General features: G+C 61.0%; 15 protein-coding genes and 2 tRNA genes. 7 read left to right on the top strand and 10 right to left on the bottom strand.

The features are described from left to right. Nucleotides 1-27: 27 nt before the first annotated feature. The 4 genes from crr to cysK form a co-directional block, all read right to left on the bottom strand. Nucleotides 28-537, bottom strand: a complete 510-nt coding sequence (gene crr / locus AACQ95_RS09415; protein ID WP_042871003.1) for a PTS glucose transporter subunit IIA — start codon at nucleotides 535-537, stop codon at nucleotides 28-30. A 43-nt stretch (nucleotides 538-580) separates the two neighbouring features. Further along, on the bottom strand, nucleotides 581-2308 hold the full coding sequence (gene ptsI / locus AACQ95_RS09410) for a phosphoenolpyruvate-protein phosphotransferase PtsI (protein ID WP_241278426.1): 1728 nt from the start codon (nucleotides 2306-2308) through the stop codon (nucleotides 581-583). A gap of 44 nt (nucleotides 2309-2352) precedes the next feature. Continuing rightward, the gene (locus AACQ95_RS09405) at nucleotides 2353-2610 is read right to left on the bottom strand and encodes an HPr family phosphocarrier protein (protein WP_241278425.1); all 258 of its coding nucleotides are present in this window, start codon (nucleotides 2608-2610) and stop codon (nucleotides 2353-2355) included. Nucleotides 2611-3052: 442 nt separating this feature from the next. Then, complete coding sequence (gene cysK, locus AACQ95_RS09400; protein ID WP_042871008.1) at nucleotides 3053-4021, bottom strand: cysteine synthase A; 969 nt, start codon at nucleotides 4019-4021, stop codon at nucleotides 3053-3055. 167 nt (nucleotides 4022-4188) lie between these two features. On the opposite strand from cysK, the gene AACQ95_RS09395 reads away from it, so the two are divergent. The 4 genes from AACQ95_RS09395 to AACQ95_RS09380 are packed head-to-tail and all read left to right on the top strand — an operon-like array spanning nucleotide 4189 to nucleotide 8875. Continuing rightward, nucleotides 4189-5031 (top strand): AAA family ATPase, encoded by an 843-nt coding sequence (locus AACQ95_RS09395; protein WP_241278424.1) that lies wholly within the window; start codon nucleotides 4189-4191, stop codon nucleotides 5029-5031. After that, nucleotides 5032-6195, top strand: a complete 1164-nt coding sequence (locus AACQ95_RS09390) for a vWA domain-containing protein (protein WP_241278423.1) — start codon at nucleotides 5032-5034, stop codon at nucleotides 6193-6195. Nucleotides 6196-6252: 57 nt separating this feature from the next. Then, nucleotides 6253-7374 carry a beta-ketoacyl-ACP synthase III gene (locus tag AACQ95_RS09385; RefSeq protein WP_241278422.1) on the top strand — a complete coding sequence of 374 codons (1122 nt, stop codon included), beginning with the start codon at nucleotides 6253-6255 and terminating at the stop codon, nucleotides 7372-7374. A gap of 55 nt (nucleotides 7375-7429) precedes the next feature. Further along, nucleotides 7430-8875 carry an HD domain-containing phosphohydrolase gene (locus AACQ95_RS09380; protein ID WP_241278421.1) on the top strand — a complete coding sequence of 482 codons (1446 nt, stop codon included), beginning with the start codon at nucleotides 7430-7432 and terminating at the stop codon, nucleotides 8873-8875. Between the two features lie 50 nt (nucleotides 8876-8925). Here the strand turns inward: AACQ95_RS09380 and tsaA are convergent, their stop codons facing one another. Then, nucleotides 8926-9630, bottom strand: a complete 705-nt coding sequence (gene tsaA / locus AACQ95_RS09375) for a tRNA (N6-threonylcarbamoyladenosine(37)-N6)-methyltransferase TrmO (protein ID WP_241278420.1) — start codon at nucleotides 9628-9630, stop codon at nucleotides 8926-8928. A gap of 260 nt (nucleotides 9631-9890) precedes the next feature. Here tsaA and AACQ95_RS09370 point away from each other — a divergent pair, with 260 nt between their 5' ends. Beyond that, nucleotides 9891-10883, top strand: coding sequence for an NAD-dependent epimerase/dehydratase family protein (locus tag AACQ95_RS09370; protein WP_241278419.1), 993 nt, complete (start codon nucleotides 9891-9893; stop codon nucleotides 10881-10883). Nucleotides 10884-10972: 89 nt separating this feature from the next. On the opposite strand, the gene AACQ95_RS09365 is transcribed toward AACQ95_RS09370, so the two are convergent. From AACQ95_RS09365 to cydD, 4 genes are all read right to left on the bottom strand, one after another. Continuing rightward, nucleotides 10973-11359, bottom strand: coding sequence for a DUF488 domain-containing protein (locus tag AACQ95_RS09365; RefSeq protein ID WP_241278418.1), 387 nt, complete (start codon nucleotides 11357-11359; stop codon nucleotides 10973-10975). A gap of 7 nt (nucleotides 11360-11366) precedes the next feature. Further along, nucleotides 11367-11738: an Rcs stress response system protein RcsF gene (gene rcsF / locus AACQ95_RS09360; RefSeq protein ID WP_042871028.1), complete on the bottom strand. Its 372-nt coding sequence runs from the start codon at nucleotides 11736-11738 to the stop codon at nucleotides 11367-11369. A gap of 683 nt (nucleotides 11739-12421) precedes the next feature. Next, nucleotides 12422-14167 (bottom strand): heme ABC transporter ATP-binding protein/permease CydC, encoded by a 1746-nt coding sequence (gene cydC, locus AACQ95_RS09355; RefSeq protein ID WP_241278417.1) that lies wholly within the window; start codon nucleotides 14165-14167, stop codon nucleotides 12422-12424. Continuing rightward, nucleotides 14160-15929 carry a heme ABC transporter permease/ATP-binding protein CydD gene (gene cydD, locus AACQ95_RS09350; RefSeq protein WP_241278416.1) on the bottom strand — a complete coding sequence of 590 codons (1770 nt, stop codon included), beginning with the start codon at nucleotides 15927-15929 and terminating at the stop codon, nucleotides 14160-14162. Before cydD ends, cydC begins: the two co-directional genes overlap by 8 nt. A 201-nt stretch (nucleotides 15930-16130) precedes the next feature. On the opposite strand from cydD, the gene AACQ95_RS09345 reads away from it, so the two are divergent. Then, nucleotides 16131-16204: transfer RNA gene (locus AACQ95_RS09345), tRNA-Gly, on the top strand. A gap of 95 nt (nucleotides 16205-16299) precedes the next feature. Further along, nucleotides 16300-16374, top strand: a tRNA-Gly gene (locus AACQ95_RS09340). 147 nt (nucleotides 16375-16521) lie between these two features. Here the strand turns inward: AACQ95_RS09340 and arcA are convergent. Next, on the bottom strand, nucleotides 16522-17241 hold the full coding sequence (gene arcA / locus AACQ95_RS09335; protein ID WP_010633329.1) for a two-component system response regulator ArcA: 720 nt from the start codon (nucleotides 17239-17241) through the stop codon (nucleotides 16522-16524). Nucleotides 17242-17514 lie beyond the last annotated feature (273 nt).

The raw sequence follows: 17514 nt of genomic DNA, 5'->3' as shown, positions 1-17514 counted from the left end.
GCAGTCACTGGCACCAGCCAGAGCGCATTATTTCTTGATGCGGATCACCGGGGTCTCGCCCACGGTTACGGCGCCAGTCATCTTGATCAGCTCTTTGATCTCGTCCATGTTGGAGATGACCACAGGTGTCAGGGTAGACTTGGCTTTCGCTTCCAGGATGGCCAGATCGAACTCGATGATGGTATCACCGCGCTTGACCTTCTGACCTTCCTGAGCGATGCGCTTGAAGCCTTCACCTTTCAGTTCAACGGTGTCGATACCGAAGTGAACGAACAGCTCGATACCTGAGTCGGATTCCAGCGAGAACGCATGGTTGGTCTCGAAGATCTTGCCGATGGTGCCATCGCACGGTGCAACCATCTTGTTGCCAGCCGGCTTGATGGCGATACCGTCGCCGACAATCTTCTCGGCGAAGACAACGTCAGGCACATCTTCGATCGGCACGATTTCCCCTGACAGCGGGGCAAAAATTTCGATGCCGCCGGTATCAGAGCTATCGTCGGAAACCAGTTTCTTCAGTTTATCAAACAGACCCATAGTAAAAGCTCCTAGAGATGATTGTCGCTGTTTGCAGCCGATCTTAGCAGACTGCCTTCTGCTTAATAAAGTTATCTACACAGGCTTCGATTTCGGCGGCGGTTGCATAGCTCAGAGCCTGGTCAGCCATTGCCTTCACATCTTCGAAGTTGGTGTTGCGGATAAGCTTCTTGATACGCGGTACAGAAATGGAGCTCATGGAGAACTCATCCAGACCCATACCCAGCAGCAGCAGTGTGGCGCGTTCGTCACCAGCCAGCTCACCACACATACCGGTCCACTTGCCATTGTCATGGGAAGCGTCGATAACCATCTTGATCAGCGTCAGGACGGAGGGTGACAGCGGGTTGTACATGGCGGAGATCATCTCGTTACCACGGTCGACTGCCAGGGTGTACTGGGTCAGGTCGTTGGTACCGATACTGAAGAAATCCACTTCTTTAGCCAGATGATGAGCCATCACGGCAGCAGCCGGAGTCTCGATCATGATACCCACTTCGATGGATTCATCAAAGGCTTTGCCTTCGGTGCGCAGTTCGGCTTTCAGCGTCTCTACGGTGGCCTTCAGGCTACGGAACTCTTCGACGGAGATGATCATCGGGAACATGATGCGCAGTTTGCCGAAGGCAGACGCACGCAGTATGGCCCGCAGCTGGGCATGCATGATGTCTTCGCGATCGAAGAAAATACGCACGGCACGCCAGCCCAGGAAGGGGTTCATCTCTTTCGGGAAATTCATGTAAGGCAGTTCTTTGTCGCCGCCGATGTCCATGGTACGGACTATGATCGGCTGGTCCGGCATGGCCTCTGCCACTTCTTTGTAGGCCTTGAACTGCTCGTCTTCGGTCGGCAGCGCATCACGGTCCATGAACAGGAACTCGGTACGGTACAGACCCACGCCTTCGGCGCCATTGCGGATGGCACCTTCGGTATCCTTGACGGTACCTATGTTGGCGCAGACTTCAACCTGATGACCATCCAGTGTGATGGCAGGCAGGTCTTTCAGCTTGGCCAGCTCGTCCTTCTCGGCCTGGAACTGGGCCTGGAACTGCTTGGCTTCAGTCAGCTGCTCGGCGGTCGGGTTGATGATGATCTGGTTGTTGATCGCATCCAGTATCAGCATCTCGCCATTGTTGACGCGCTCGGTGATGTCGTTGGTGCCCACTATGGCCGGCAGCTCCAGGGAGCGCGCCATGATGGAGGTGTGAGAGGTACGGCCACCGATGTCGGTAACGAAACCCAGCACATATTTCAGGTTGATCTGGGCAGTTTCGGACGGGGTCAGGTCTTTGGCGACCAGGATGACCTCTTCGTCTATGGTGCTCAGATTGACAACGGCGATGCCCAGCACATTCTTCACCAGACGGGTTCCGATGTCACGGAAGTCGGTGGCGCGCTCGCGCAGGTAGGGATCGTCCAGATCGGCCATCATCTTGGCGTATTGCTCGATGACCTCGTAGACGGCCTTATCAGCGGTGGCCTTGTTGTCTTTGATGAAGGATCTGATATCCCCTTCCAGCTCCTCATCTTCGAGCAGCATGATGTGGCCTTCGAAGATGGCCTCTTTTTCCTCACCGAAGGTGCGACCAGCCATGGCTTTGATGGCTTCCAGCTGGGCAGCTGACTTGGTGCGGGCTTCGAGGAAGCGGTTGATCTCGGCGTCAATCTGGTCAGCAGAAATCTTGCCCTGATTGATAACGATTTCATCTTCTTTCAGAAGAAGCGCCTTACCGAATGCGATACCGGGGGACGCAAGAATGCCAGATATCATAATCCTTCCTATTAAAACGACTGTGGGGGAGGAGTAAAGCTGGATTACTCCAGCTCGTCCATCAGGGCAACCAGCTTCTCAACGGCTTTCTGAGCGTCCGGGCCGTCGGCCTGGATGATCACGTTGGTGCCTTTGGTCAGGCCCAGGGTCTGCAGCTTGAACAGGCTCTTGGCGCTGGCGGATTTGCCACCGGAGACCACAGTGATCTCGCTTTGGAATTCTTTGGCTTCTTTCACGAACTGAGCTGCCGGACGGGTGTGCAGACCGTTTTCAGCAGTGATAACAACAGACTTCTCGTACATGGTTTCACCCCATATTATTGATATTTTTTGGAGAGATGGATGCTTTTGACGCTTCCTTATCTCACCGTGTCAGTATGGATATGTTGTAAAGTAACGAAATCAGACCTGCAATGGTTTAATCCAGGTCAATTTTCTGTGCAGTATTCGGTGTCTGCCCAAACTCTTTTCCGTTATCGCGCTACAAGCCGCATAAATACTGGCTTGAAATTATTTTATAACGAAAAATAACACTTTGTTACTTTGTGATACCTAGTCGGCAAACACCTCGTGACGCCGCACAGGATATGAGATTTATCACGGAATGTCTGCTTTTTTTGTCGCCCGCCAGCTTGTTATTTTACCCCAAAAAATAAGGGGCCGAGTGGCGCTGCCAAGTGCTCAGTCTAGCTCATAAAGAAACGGCGCTCCTGGGAGCGCCGTTGTTTTGAAAGAATCCGATCACCTATTGCTGCAGTTCCTGCTCGCTGAACACCCCGGCAAACAGGGCGCTGGAGAGGTAACGCTCGGCGGCGCTCGGCAGTATGACGACGATTGTCTTGTCGGCAAATTCCGGCAACTCGGCCAGGCGAGCGGCGGCCACGACGGCGGCCCCCGAGCTTATCCCGGCCAGGATCCCTTCTTCTTCCATCAGGCGACGGGCCATCTCGATGGCATCATCGCTGCTTACTTGCTCGACGCGGTCCAGCAGGGTCAGGTCCAGGTTGCCCGGGATGAAGCCGGCGCCAATGCCCTGGATCTTGTGAGGGCCCGGCTTGATTTCGAGACCGGCCAGACGCTGGCTGATCACGGGTGACTCGCTCGGCTCGACGGCCACCGAGACCACGGCCTTGCCCTTGGTCTGTTTCAGATAACGGGAGACACCGGTAATGGTGCCACCCGTGCCGACGCCCGCCACGAACACATCCACCTGACCGTCGGTGGCATCCCAGATCTCGGGGCCCGTGGTCTTCTCGTGGATTTCCGGGTTGGCGGGGTTTTCAAACTGTTGCAGCAAGACATATTTGCCCGGCTCGGACTCGAGGATCTCGTTGGCTTTGGCGATGGCGCCCTTCATGCCCAGCGGCCCTTCGGTCAGCACCAGATTGGCGCCGAGCGCCTTGAGCAGCTTGCGGCGCTCCAGGCTCATGGTGGCGGGCATGGTCAAGGTGATGGGATAGCCGCGAGCGGCGGCCACGAAAGCCAGAGCAATACCCGTGTTACCGCTGGTGGGTTCGATGATCTCCTTGCCCTTGGTCAGGACGCCGCGTTTCTCGGCATCCCAGATCAGGTTGGCGCCGATGCGGCACTTGACGCTGAAGCTAGGGTTACGGCTCTCAATCTTGGCCAGTACGCGGCCCTTGGTAACACGGTTGAGTCGAACCAGCGGGGTGTGACCTATGGTCTGGCTGTTGTCCTCAAAAATTTTGCTCATGGTGCTATCCCTGTTTGTTACGGCGATGAAACAAGATTACCCTGTGGTTTCTGAATGAGAAGTGACGATTTGTTATAACAATATGTTATTACAAGATATAGAGCTTATTCTTTCTTACTGAGGCCTCGATCTCAAAAAGGTCTCTTGTCGTCAAAGGAATGGACGTTATGGGATTTGCAGGAAGCGATCGCTATCTCGCCTCAGAGGCGCTGAAGATGGCGGTCAATGCGGCAAGAGTGCTGGAAAAACCGTTACTGATCAAAGGTGAACCCGGCACAGGCAAGACGGAGCTGGCCGAAGCCGTGGCCGGTTCGCTCGGTACCCAGCTGATCGCCTGGCATATCAAATCCACTACCAAGGCCCAGCAGGGGCTGTATGAGTATGATGCCGTGGCGCGGCTGCGCGACTCCCAGCTTGGCGATCCGCGAGTGGGGGACATCAGCCACTACATTCGCCAGGGCAAGCTGTGGCAGGCCTTCACCGCCGAGCAGCGGCCCGTGCTGCTCATCGACGAAATCGACAAGGCGGACATCGAATTTCCCAACGACCTGCTGCTGGAGCTGGATCGGATGGAGTTCGACGTCTATGAGACCGGTGAGCGCATCAAGGCCCGCCAGCGCCCCGTGGTCATCATCACCTCCAACAATGAAAAAGAGCTGCCGGACGCCTTCCTGCGCCGCTGCTTCTTTCACTACATACGTTTCCCCGACAAGGCCGAGATGCAGGCCATCGTCAATCTGCACTATCCGAACCTGAAAGCGGCGCTGCTGGACGAAGCCATGGCGCTCTTCTTCGAGCTGCGTGACGTGGACGGACTGCGCAAGAAGCCCTCCACCTCCGAGCTGCTGGACTGGATCCGGCTGCTGCTGGCAGACGACATCTCCCCCGAGGCGATGCGCACCCGTGAGCCTGGCAAGCTGGTGCCCGCCCTCTACGGCGCTCTGCTCAAGACAGAGCAGGACCTGCACCTGTTCGAAAAGCTCGCCTTCCTGGCGCGTCGCGGTAGCTGAATGCTGATCGACTTTTTCAGCCACCTTCGCCGTCACAAGCTGCCCTGCAGCCTGCGCGAATTGCTGGATCTGCACGGGGCCTTGTCGGCCGGGCTTGCCACGGTCGACATGAACGACTTTTATCAGCTCTCCCGCTGTCTGCTGGTGAAAGACGAGGCCCATTACGATCGCTTCGATCGCGCCTTTGCCGAATATTACGACGGCCTGCAGGCCACGCCCCTGTTGCCCGAGAGCCTGCCGGATGAGTGGCTGCGCCAGGAGTTCGAGCGGCTGCTAAGCCCCGAGGAGAAGGCATTGCTCACCTCCCTCGGCGGGCTCGACAAGCTGCTGGCGACCCTCAACCAGCGCTTGAGCGAACAGAAAGCGCGCCACGCCGGCGGCAACAAGTGGGTCGGCACGGGGGGCAGCAGCCCGTTCGGCCACGGCGGTTTTCACCCGGAAGGGATCCGCATGGGGGGAGAGGGCCAGCATGGCAAGGCGGCCAAGGTGTGGGAGGCGCGTCACTATCGCAACTTCAGCGACGACTCGCCGCTGGGGCAGCGTGCCATCCAGCTGGCGCTGCGCAAGCTCAGGCGCTGGGTGCGCCAGGGCAACCCGGACGAGCTGGATCTCGACGGCACCATCCAGAGTACGGCCCGTCAGGGCTGGCTCGATGTGAAGCTGAGGCCGGAGCGCCACAACGGCGTCAAGCTGCTGGTGTTCTTCGACGTGGGGGGCTCCATGGATGCCCATGTGGCCGAGGTGCAGCGGCTCTTCTCGGCGCTGCGCCACGAGTTCAAGCATCTGGAGTACTTCTATTTTCACAACTGTCTCTACGACTTCGTCTGGCAGGACAACAACCGCAGGGCCGAGGAGCGTTTTGATACCTTGCGGCTGCTGCGCACCTACGGCAGCGACTACAAGGTGATCTTGGTGGGGGACGCCAAGATGGGCCCCTACGAGATCACTTGGCCCGGTGGCAGTGTCGAGTACTGGAACGAGGAGGCGGGTCAGGTGTGGCTCGCCCGCCTGCAGCAGCACTATGCCAAACTGGTGTGGCTCAACCCTGTCCCGCGGCGGGAGTGGCTCTGGCACCCCTCCATCAAGTTGATGAATGAACTGGTTGGCGGACGCATGCATCCGCTGACTCTGGCCGGTCTCGCCGCGGCGATCGATCAGCTGTAATGACCTCTCTACCCTAAAAAGCCAACAAGCCGGGAACGAACCCGGCCAGGAGCAAAGATGACTTCTATCGTGATCAGTGGATCAGGCCTCTATACCCCGCCTTTTGCCGTCAGCAACGAAGCGCTGGTGGCCGCCTTCAACCAGTATGTGGATCTCTACAACGAGGAGAATGCTTCCGCCATCGATGCGGGCCAGCTCCCCGCCAAGCAGCATTCGAGCTGCGAGTTCATCGAGAAGGCCTCCGGCATCAAGAGCCGCTATCTGGTGAGCAAGGAGGGGGTGCTGGATCCGGACATCATGCAGCCGCTCATGGCAGAACGCCCGGATGACAAACCCTCCATCATGGTGGAGATGGCGGTGGCCGCCGCCGAGCAGGCGCTGATCGCCGCCGGCCGCGAGCCGGGTGAGATCGATCTGGTCATAGTCGCCGCCTCCAACATGCCGCGCCCCTATCCGGCGATCTCCATCGAGCTGCAGCACTATCTCGGCGCGGGTGGCATGGCGTTCGACATGAACGTGGCCTGCTCGTCCGCCACCTTCGGCATCAAGGCGGCGGCCGACATGCTGGCGGCCGGCAGCGCCAAACTGGCGCTGGTGGTGAACCCGGAGATCTGCTCGGGCCACCTCAACTTTCGCGATCGGGACAGCCACTTTATCTTCGGCGACGCCTGCACCGCCGTGCTGCTGGAGCGGGAGGCCGATTGCAAGGTGGCCAATCCCTGGCAACTGGTGGCCAGCAAGCTGGTGACCCAGTACTCCAACAACATTCGCAACAACTTCGGCTTCCTGAACCGGCTCAGCCCGCGTACCCGTTATGGCGATGACAAGCTGTTCTGCCAGCAGGGGCGCAAGGTGTTCAAGGAGGTGCTGCCGCTGGTGTGCGATCAGATAGCCAGCCAGCTCGACGAGCAGGGCTGGCCGGCGGATACCCTGAGCCGGCTCTGGCTGCATCAGGCCAACCTCACCATGAACCAGTTCATCGGCCGCAAGCTGCTGGGTCACGATGCCAGCCAGCAGGAGGCGCCGGTGATCCTCGACAGTTACGGCAACACCAGCTCGGCGGGTTCCATTATCGCGTTCCATCTGTACAATCGCGACCTTCCTGCGGGGGCCCGCGGCGTGCTCTGCTCGTTTGGCGCCGGCTATTCGATAGGGAGCCTGCTGCTGCGGCGCCTGTGAGGGGCGGGGGCATATCCCCGCCGTCATAACAATAAACAGCGGTCAGGGTGGAATTATGCAGAAAATCACGGGGCGCTGCGCCCTGCACTACGGGGTGACGCTGTCGCTCTTTTGCCTCTATGGGTTGCAGGTCTGTCCGTTTCTGGAGAGCCTGACCCTACCCCAGCTGCTGGGGCCCACCCTGCTGGTCTTCGCCATCATGTTCGCCGTGCGCGATCGGGTGTTGCACCGGCTGGTGCTGCCCGGCAGCGGGCTCGGTGGCTTCGCGCTGGAGGTGGGCTTCTACCTGCTGGGGGCCCTGCTGCTCTCGGGCTACAACGGCCTCATGTATGACTTCCCGCTGGAGAGTCACCTCAAGATCCTGTTGGGGATGAGCACCCTGGGCTTTCTGGTGGCGGCGGATCTGTCGCTGGTGCGGGACTGGAACCTGGCCAAACTGCGGGAGCATCAGGGCTCGCTGGTGCTGACCCGGCCGCTGGTCATGCCGGTTTCCCGCAAGTTCTCCCTGTTTACCTTCACCACGCTCGCACTGCTGGGGGGCGTCTTCTTCCTGCTGTTCAACAAGGATCTGGAGTGGCTGGCGACGGTGGACAGAAGCCTGTCGCGGCTCGATGCCCAGCACTACATATTGCTGGAAATCGCCTTCGTGATGGCGGTGACCTTCTGTTACCTCTGGCTCATCATTCGTGGCTATGGCCGCAATCTGACCCTCTCCCTGATGCACCAGACGCGCACCATGGCACAGGTGCAGTGCGGCGATCTGGATGCGCGGGTGCCGGTGACCCGGGATGACGAATTCGGCCTGATCGCCGCCAGCACCAACCAGATGATCGGCGAGCTGAAGGCGCGCAGCGACGAACTCAACCTGACCCGGGACGTGGCCATCCTCGGCCTCGCCTCGCTGGCGGAGACCCGGGACAACGAGACAGGCGCCCACATCATCCGCACCCAGCACTACGTCAAGGTGCTGGCCGAACACCTGAGCCGCCACGACGCCGAGCGTTATCCCCTCGACGACGCCACCATAGACCTGCTGTTCAAGTCGGCGCCGCTGCACGACGTGGGCAAGGTAGGCATTCCCGATGCGATCCTGCTCAAGCCGGGCAAGCTGACCGACGAAGAGTTCGCCATCATGAAGCGCCATCCCCAGATAGGGGCCGATGCGCTGGCCAGCGCCGAGGCCCAGCTCGGTTCCAACTCTTTCCTGCGACTGGCCCGCGAAATCTCCCTCACCCATCACGAAAAGTGGGATGGCAGCGGTTATCCGGCCGGCCTGGCGGGGGAGGCGATCCCGCTCTCGGGCCGCTTGATGGCGGTGGCGGATGTCTACGATGCTCTCATCTCGAAACGGGTCTACAAGCCCGCCTTCACCCACGAAGAGGCGAAAGCCATCATAGTGCAGGGGCGCGGCAGCCATTTCGATCCCGGGATGGTCGATGCCTTCCTCGCCTGCGAGGGGGCTTTCAGGCAGATTGCCGCCGAGCACAGGGATCAGGAGTGATAAAAAAACCACCTCAGGGTGGTTTTTTTATTGCTCGCATCGCCTGGTGATCAGGCGGGCGCTATGGCCAGCACCAGGCAGTCGGGTTCGCTGATGCGAAAGCGCACGTTGAGATCGAACAGATGTACCCCGTACTCCTTGTCGTCCGGCTTGCCCTTCTTGTAGGCGGGACGGGGATCCTGGGACAGCACCTCGCTCACCAGCAGGCGCAGATCGGGATGGGCCTTGAGCCAGGGTTGCAGCTGTTGCTCCGCCTCCGGGCTGAAACTCACCGCCAGCGGCGGGGTGGGGGCGTCGGGGGCGAAGCCGCCACGGGCGTCCGGCAGGCTGTCGGCATAGGGGATATAGGGCTTGATGTCGACTATGGGGGTGCCATCGAGCAGATCGACCGCGCCAAGATCCAGCCACAGCTTGCCCCGCTCGCGACCCACCCCGTGCAGCTCGACCACCGACAGACCGAGCGGGTTGGGGCGGAAGGTGGAGCGGGTGGCAAAGACGCCGACCCGTTCGTTGCCGCCGAGCCGCGGCGGACGCACCGTCGGGTGCCAGCCCTGCTCCATGGTCTGGTGAAACACGAAGCTGAGCCAGAGATGAGAGAACTGCTCAATGCCGCGCAGCACATCCGGTTGATCGTAAGGGGGCAGCAGCTCGAGGCGGGCACGGGCCGACTTGACCAGACCGGGCTGGCGGGGGATGGCGAACTTCTCCTTGTAGGGAGAGCGGATGATACCCAGGGTGTCGATTTCGAACTTCATGGCGGATCCTGACTGAAAACCCCGGCAATTTAGCACAGGCGGCGCCAAAACGCAGGCCTCGCTTCCCTTGCCTGGCCGGGCTCCCTGCCTCCCTTTCCCAGACTATTTTCCTCATGCCTTGCCGTGATCACAGTCTCATCCCCGCGCCATGGAGGCTGTACCCCGCCACCAACTTGGGTAGGGTGGGGGCACTATGAATACCGGCATGCAAGGCGCGTCATACCCGAGACAGCCAATAGTGCCGGACAGGAGGGACATGGATGAAACTGCTGATCATCGGCGGCACAGGTTTTCTGGGCCGCCACCTCACCTCGCTGGCGCTGGATTGGGGCCACGAGGTGACCCTGTTCAATCGGGGTCATCGCCAGCACCCGGACTGGCGCGATCTGGTTCAGCTCATCGGTGACAGGGACAAGGATCTGCACGCCCTGCACGGGGAAGGGCCCGGCTGGGATCTGGCCATCGACACCTGTTGCTACCGGCCCGAGCAGGCGGCCAGCCTCTCGGCGGCCCTGCTCGGGCGCTGCGAGCGGCTGATCTTCATCTCCACCATCAGCGTCTATCGCGACTTCGCCCTGCGGGGGATGGATGAGTCGGCGCCGCTGCACCAGACAGGGGCCGGGGAGACGCCCACCGACTATGGCCCCCTGAAGGTGTTGTGCGAGGCCGAATATCGGGCTCGCTGGGGCGAGCGGCTCTGCATTCTGCGCCCCGGCGTGTTGTGCGGCCCCTATGATCCGACCGGCCGTCTGGCCTGGTGGGTGAAGCGGATACAGCAAGGGGGGCCCTGGCTGCTGCCGGGGGAGGGGCAGGATCGATTGCAATATCTGGACGTGCGCGACTGCGCCGAGTTCGTGCTGCGCGCCGCCGAGCAGCAGCTGGGGGGCATCTTCAACCTGCTCAAGCCCGGCATAGCGCTGGCGGACTGGGTGGATCGCATCGCCGCCCGACTCGCGCCCGCCATGGCGCCGCAACCTGAGTGGGTGCCCTGGCCCGTGCTGCTGGCGGCCGGCGTCGAGCCCTGGCAGAGCTACCCGACCCTGTTGCCCAACGAGTTACCGGAGTATGCCGGCTATGGCCGCATCAGCGCCGAGGCGGCCATAGTGCAGGGGCTCAACTTTCGGCCGCTGGAGGAGACGGTGGCCGATCTGGCCCAGTGGCTGGCGGATAACGGTCAGGCCCAGGTGGCCGGGATGACGGCCGAGCAGGAGCGGGCGTTGCAGCAAGTGTTGCGGGTGGGCAGTCTGCAATAGGGTCGGGGTGTCCCCATCCTGCCTTGATGGCCAGCATATGAAAGAGGGCGTCCTGCGGGACGCCCTCTTTCATTCACCAGCGGTGCGGGTTAGCGCAGCCTGGCGCCGCACTGGATCAGCAGCTCTTTCAGCAGGGTGCGATGACAACGTTCGGCCTGCTCACAGTAGCAACCCACCGACAGGTTGGTGGTGTGGGAGAAGGCGGCCAGCAGTACCAGATCGTGGCGGGCGCAGGGGCTGGCCATCTCGGCCTTGTACTGCTTGCAGAAGGCCGCCCATTGGGCCGGCGTCTCGGCAGCCTGGCCCAGCTTCATGGTCTCGCTGCTGGGGGCCAGGTTGGGGAACCAGACGTCGTACCAATCCTGACTGGCAAATTCGCTCTTGGGCACGCCACGGGGCGGACGCCGCACAGTGCCGATGCGCAGCCCCTCGTCGGGAAGGCGGGGGCTGCCGAGCCGGACTATGGCCAGTGCCATTAGGCTCTTACTTCTCTTGCGCCACTTTCAGCGCCTGCCCGTAGCAGATCACCTGTTTCAGGCAGCCCGGGGTGTCGCTGAACTCGGCGCACTTGTCGAAGGTGACACCGTTGCCACCCATGTCGGCCACGCGGCGGCGGGCCAGGGTGCGGGCTTCACCTGCGTTGGGGATGGGCTGCTTGGCATCGCTCTGGCAGGATTCCCCCTCGACGGTGCCGAGGTAGAGGTAGTTGAGGTCAGCCAGCTGACCCTGCTCATAGATCTGGACGCCGCCCGGCTTGAAGTACTCGTCAAAATTTTCCTTGTCCAGGTTGCTGTTGAAAGAGAAGTCGGCGCAACCGGAGGCGATCAGGGGCATCATCAGGATAAGGCGTTTCATGTCGGTATCTTGTTGAACTGTGAGGGGGCCATTATAGGGGCCAGTCGCTGCCTGCGACCAGCCCCATTTTCAGCCATGGAGACGGGGTGTGACGGGGAGCAGACAGGTTCTTGCACGCTGATACCGGCTGCGATAGTCGTCATCATGATGTGAGAAGGGCGCAGGTGCGCCCCTCTGCCGTGCTTGCGATCAGACCGGTGCCAGCCGCTGGTGCAGGCTGCGATAGTCGTCATCGGCCGGCAACTCGTGGTGTGAGAAGGGCACAGGTGCGCCTCTCTGCCGTGCTTGCGATCAGGCTGGCGCCAGCCGTTGATGGAGGCTGAGATAGTCATCATCCGCCGGCAACTCGTGGTGTGAGAAGGGCACAGGTGCGCCTCTCTGCCGTACTTGCGCTCAGGCCGGTGCCAGCCGCTGTAATCATCCGCCAGCAACTCATGGTGTGAGAAGGGCGCAGGTGCGCCCCTCTGCCGTGCTTGCGATCAGGCCGGTGCCAGCCGTTGATGCAGGCTGCGGTAGTCATCATCAGCCGGCAACTCATGATGTGAGAAGGGCGCAGGTGCGCCCCTCTGCCGTGCTTGCGATCAGACCGGTGCCAGCCGTTGATGCAGGCTGCGGTAGTCATCATCCGCCAGCAACTCATGATGTGGGAAGGGCGCAGGTGCGCCCCTCTGCCGTGCTTGCGATCAGGCTGGTGCCAGCCGCTGGTGCAGGCTGCGGTAGTAATCATCGGCCAGCAACTCGTGATGGGGGGCGCAGAGGCGGATCTGCCCCTCTTCCATCAGGGCTATCCTGTCCATCTGCTCCAGCCCCAGCAGGCGGTGGGAGATGAGCAGCAAGGAGCGATCCGCCCCCAGTCTGAACAACAGGTCCATGATCTCCCGTTCGGTCTGGCTGTCGAGCCCCTCGGTCGGCTCATCCAGCAGCCAGAGCGGGGCATCGTGCAGCAGGGCGCGGGCGATGCCGATGCGGCGTCGCTCACCACCTGAGAGCGGACGACCGCCGTCCCCCAGCCAGGCGTTCAGTCCGCTGTCGCTGTGGCCGTTGTCATCTTCCAGCAGATTGGCCAGACCGACCTGGGTCAGTACCTCGGTCAACTGCTCGTCAGACGCCATCGGGGCCGCCAGCCTGAGGTTGTCGCGCAAGGTGGCGGCAAACAGGTGAACCCGCTGGCTCACCACCGACAACGAGGCGCGTAGCGCCCCTTCGCTGTAGTCGGTGAGCGGCTTGCCATCGAGCAGGATCTTGCCTGCCTGCGGGCTCCACTCCCGGGTCAACAGCCCCATCAGGGTGGACTTGCCGCAACCTGTCTGGCCCAGCAGCGCCAGCTTCTCGCCCGCCTGCAGTTGCAGGGTGCAACCGCGCAGCACAGGATGCGGGTTGCCGGGATAGCCGAAATAGAGGTCGCTTATCTGCAGGGTGCCGATGCTGGCGTGTTGCTGCTCGGCTCCCCACTCGGGGGCCTTGGCCTCCTGCAGTATCTCGTTGAGACGACGGGCCGAGGTGAGGCTGGTGGAGAGGTGCTGGAAGGCACCCGCCAGCGGCAGCAAGGCCTCGAAGCTCGCCAGGGTGGCAAACACCATCAGCGCCGTGATGGGATCCGGCGCGGCACCTGCCACTCCGTGGCCGGCCAGCCAGAGCATCAGAGTCAGGGTCCAGCCGCTGAGCAGCTGCACCGAGAAGTTGGCCAGGCCGCTCACCCTGGCCATGCGGGCCTGGGCGGTCAGCAGCGCCTGTTCAGCCTGTTTCAGCTCGGTCAGCGCCTTGGGGGCGGCGGCAAACATCTGCAGCTCGGCCTGACCGTCCAGATAGTCCACCATGCGGGTACGCATGGCCGATTTCTCGGCGATCAGCCGACGACCGGGTTGGCGCCCGAGGAAGTAGAACACCAGCGGCAGGGCTATCATGCCAAACAGCAGTATGGCGCCCAGAGTCAGGGCGAGACGGCCGTCGAAGAAGGAGAGGAAGAACACCAGGCCGGCGCAGCTGAGCAGGGCCGCGCCTATGGGGGTGACCAGACGCAGATAGACGTGATCCATGGCGTCTATGTCGGCTACCAGCCGGTTGAGCAGATCCGCCTGGCGAAAGCCGGCCAGGGTGCCGGTGGAGAGCGGCGAGAGCTTTTGCCAGAACCAGACCCGCAACCGGGTCAGCACCCGGAAGGTGGCGTCGTGGCTCACCACTCGCTCGCCCCAGCGACCCGCGGTACGGATGATGGAGAAGAAACGTACCCCGCCAGCCGGGGTCATGTAGTTGAAGGTGTCGCGGCTGGCGACGGCCAGCCCCGCCACGGCGGCGGCGGAGAGGAACCAGCCGGAGAGCGACAGCAGTCCCATGCCGGCCACCAGGGTCACCAGGGCCAGTAGCAGGCCCAGCGAGAGGCTCAGCCAGTGCTGACGATAGAGGCGCAGAAACGGCAATAGATCAGTCATCGAGAGAATCCCCCGGGTGTTGGGACAAGAGGCGGGCGAACGGGCCCTGCGCCCTGCTCAGTTGCTGGAAGTTGCCTTGCTCCACCAGCTGGCCGCGCGCCAGCACCAGTATCTTGTCCATCTTGGTCAATTGATCGAGGCGGTGGGTGATCATCAGCAGGGTCTGGCCCGCCATCGCCTGCTCCAGCGTGGTCATGATGGCGCGCTCCGAGTGGCGGTCCAGGCTGGCGGTGGGCTCATCCAGTACCATCAGCTGGGTGGACTTGAGCAGGGTACGGGCCAGGGCGAGACGCTGGGCCTGACCGACCGAGAGGCCGCCCGCCTGATCCCCGACCGGATAGTCGAGCCCCTTCTCCATGGCAAATTCCCAGGCTTGTGCCCGTTTCAGGGCGGCTTCCAGCTCGGCATCGCTGGCTGACGGCTTGGCCAGCAGCAGGTTGTCGCGCAAGGAGGCGTGGAACAGCTGCGGGTTCTGGGAGAGCCAGCCCAGCTGCAGCCGCCACTGGCTCATGTCGAGGCTGGCCAGCTCCCGGCCGTTGACCTTGAGCTCACCACGATAGGGGGCAAAGCCGAGCAGGGCGTTGACGAGCGAGCTCTTGCCGGCGCCGCTGACACCGATGAGCGCCGTGCGTGAACCCGCCTCCAGGGTGAAGTCGATGGGGCCGACCAGCACCTTGCCTTCGGCACTCAGTACTTCAAGGTCTTTGGCTTCGACCTTGATGGGGGTGTCGGCATGGAAAGGGGCCTTGCCAGAGGCTGGCTCGCTCACGTCGGCCTCAAGGAATTCCAGCAACTGCTCGGCCGCGCCTATGGCCTGCGCCTTGGCGTGGTAGTGGGCGCCAAGCTCGCGCAGCGGGGCGTAGAACTCGGGGGCGAGGAAGAGCACGAACAGGCCGGTAAACAGGGTGACCTTGGTGCCATAGTGGCCGAAGTTCAGGTGATCTATGTAGGAGAAACCGAAGTAGACAGCCACCAGCGCCACCGAGATGGCGGCGAAGAATTCCAGCACGGCCGTGCTCAGGAAAGCGAGGCGCAGCACCTCCATGGTGCGCTCGCGAAAATCTTCCGAGGCATCGCGAATGGCATCCCCTTCCGCCTGGGTGCGCATGAAGAGTTGCAAAGTGCGCAGCCCCTTGAGGCGATCGAGGAAGTGGCCGGAGAGGCGCGCCAGCGCCTGGAAGTTGCGGCGGTTGGCATCGGCGGCGCCCACCCCCACCAGGATCATGAACAGCGGAATGAGGGGCGCCGTGCCCAGCAGGATCAGACCCGCCGCCCAGTTGACCGGGAACACGGCCACCAGGATCACCACGGGAATAAAGACGGCAATGGCCATCTGCGGCAGGTAACGGGAGAAGAAATCCTGCATGTTTTCAATTTGTTCCAGCAGCAGGCTGGCCCAGCTGCCGGCCGGGCGTCGCTGGATATAGGCGGGGCCGAGCCGGCCGAGGCGAGTGAGCACCAGCTCGCGAATGGCCTGGCGCACCGCGCTGCCCGCCTTGAAGCTGGTCACTTCACGGCCATAGGCCAGCGCCGCCTTGGTCAGGGTGACCAGCAGCAGGGTAATGAAGAGGGGAATGGATTGTTCCGGAGTGGCTCCCTCTATGATGAAGCCATGCAACAGGGTCGCCAGCAACCAGGCCTGTGCCACCATCAGTATGCCCTGACCCAGACCAAAGCCGATGGAGAGACCGATCCAGCGTCGGCCGTGGCTCGACTGGTTGCGCAACCAGCCATAGAGATGTTTCTGAGTTTTCTTGTCCATTACCACCATCCTCGCGTCGAGTGGCGCAAGACTATCCTCGGCCCCCGGCATTGGCAACCTTGTAAATTCCCGGTGTTGAAAATGTTTGATGGAAAAAACAGCTTGCTGCTCATTAGTTGGTCGAACAGCTTGATTTATGGTAAAAAACAGCACTGCGGTGATTGCGCTCGGCGGCAAAATGCATATAGTAGAGGCCCTGACGCGGGTGTAGTTCAATGGTAGAACGGTAGCTTCCCAAGCTGCATACGTGGGTTCGATTCCCATCACCCGCTCCACATTCTGATCCCCGGTAACCAAGCCGTCTTGTTATTAGCGCACTGCTTCTCGACGTTCGTTTGATGCCTGGTATCTGCTGCGATTTTGATGCCTAGCGGGCATCGTATAATGGCTATTACCTCAGCCTTCCAAGCTGATGATGCGGGTTCGATTCCCGCTGCCCGCTCCAGCTTTCATGCAAAAAGCCCACTCCTGCGAGTGGGCTTTTTGTTTTCTGGCTCATCGGGTGTTGCCCGCTGTGCTTGCCTCGATCGCCGTAAACGAAAGAGGCGCCAACGGCGCCTCTCTTACCACACTGGGATCCGACGAGCAGGGATTATTCCTGTTCCAGCTCGCCACAGAAGCGGTAGCCTTCGCCATGTATGGTGGCGATGATCTCCGGGGTGTCATTGACGCTTTCGAAGTGCTTGCGAATACGGCGTATGGTGACATCCACGGTACGGTCGTGAGGCTTGAGCTCGCGGCCTGTCATCTTCTTGAGCAGCTCGGCACGGGTCTGGATCTGGCCCGGGTTTTCGCAGAAGTGCAGCATGGCACGGAATTCGGAGCGCGGCAGCTTGAACATGTCGCCAGCCGGGCTGACCAGTGCGCGGCTGTTGATGTCCAGTGCCCAGCCGTTGAACAGGTAACGTTCAACCAGCTTCTTCTCTTCGCCACCGGCGGCCACATTCATGGTGCGGCTCAGCAGGTTGCGGGCACGGATAGTCAGTTCACGGGGGTTGAACGGCTTGGTGATGTAATCATCGGCGCCGATTTCCAGACCCAGGATCTTGTCCACTTCATTGTCACGGCCGGTCAGGAACATCAGGGCTATGTTGTCATCTTCACGCAGCTCGCGTGCCAGCAGCAGGCCATTCTTGCCCGGCAGGTTGATGTCCATGATCACCAGATTGATGGTGTGGGCGGTCAGGGCTTGATGCATCTCGTCGCCATTGTTGGCTTCGAGCACTATGTAGCCTTCGGCCTCGAAGATGCTTTTCAGGGTATTGCGGGTGACCAGTTCGTCTTCGACGATCAGAATGTGTGGTGTTTGCATGAGTATTCCCAGATTCTTATCAGTTAGTTATCTAAATTTTAACACTCTTTGGCGTTACCCGACCGGTCCTGAAAATTTATTACGTCATCCTGGGTATGAATGTCAGGTCGGATTATCGCGAATTTGGCATCAGCGTTGGCAAACATCCCTGTGCCACACATAGGCTCTCAACAAGTCTGATCGAGAGAAGCCTGGAAAGGTAGTCCATTACAAAAGTGGCTGCATTTTATCAGTTAACAGGCGCATAACAACACTCTTTGCCGTCAGATAGCA

The organism is Aeromonas sp. MR19, assembly GCF_963899305.1.
Lineage (GTDB): Bacteria > Pseudomonadota > Gammaproteobacteria > Enterobacterales > Aeromonadaceae > Aeromonas > Aeromonas bestiarum.
The sequence above is the reverse complement of the archived record's forward strand: the minus strand, read 5'-3'. Positions and strand labels throughout refer to the sequence as shown.